This is a genomic window from Paraburkholderia sp. UCT2, assembly GCF_014397665.1.
GTDB lineage: Bacteria > Pseudomonadota > Gammaproteobacteria > Burkholderiales > Burkholderiaceae > Paraburkholderia > Paraburkholderia tuberum.
This window is the reverse complement of the sequence record NZ_VZQO01000146.1, coordinates 1-843: the sequence shown is the minus strand read 5'-3', so window position 1 is coordinate 843 and position 843 is coordinate 1. Positions and strand designations below refer to the sequence as shown.

Annotated in this window: 1 protein-coding gene; it reads left to right on the top strand. The window is 67.1% G+C overall.

Translation table 11 applies throughout. The features are described from left to right. Positions 1 to 843 (top strand): IS66 family transposase (locus F6X39_RS36140; RefSeq protein WP_187620158.1); only part of this gene is annotated, 843 nt, incomplete at both ends.

The window sequence follows — 843 nt, the reverse complement described above, 5'->3', positions numbered from 1 at the left end:
CGAACTTCCTGACGATGTTGAAACTCTGCGGGCCTTGCTGGTCGAGGCCCGTGCCCAGCTTGCCGAGCGCGATCTGGAGATCGGGCAGCTCAAGGCGCAGATCGACAGGCTCAAGCGCATGCAGTTCGGCCGCAGGTCCGAGCAGTTGGACCGGGAGGTCGCGCGGCTCGAAACCGCGCTCGAGGACTTGACCGGTGAGCGTGGTGTCGCTGATGTGCGACGCGCCCACGAATCAGGCGCGAGCACGCCTGTGGGCGACGCATCGCCGAAAGAAGCGCTGCCGCCGCATCTGCCACGCGAAGAACGCGTACTCGACGCCGACGCGACCTGCCCGAAGTGCGGCAGCGCCATGCAGCCGCTCGGAGAAGACGTGTCCGAGCAGCTCGCCCGCGTCGCGGCAATGTTCAAGGTGATTCGCACGATCCGGCGCAAGACGGTCTGTCCGTGCGGCCACCACTTCTCGCAGCCGTCCATGCCCGGCCTGCCGATCACGCGCAGCATTGCCCATCCGAGCCTGCTGGCCGACATCCTCGTCTCGAAGTACGCTGACCACGCGCCGTTGTACCGGCAGTCGCAGATTGCCGCGCGCGACGGCGTAAAGCTGGATCCGGCCAGCATGGGACGCTGGATCGGCCAGTGCGAGGCCCTTTGCGTGCCGCTGACCGAGGCGCTGCGCCGCCACACGATGGCACCGTCGAAGCTGCACGCGGATGACACGCCGATCCCGGTGCTCGAGCCGGGCAAGAAGAAGACAAGGACCGGGCGACTGTGGGTGTATGTGCGCGATGACACCCGTTCGGGCTCGACCGAACCGGCCGCGGTGTGGTTTGCTTACTCGCCCGA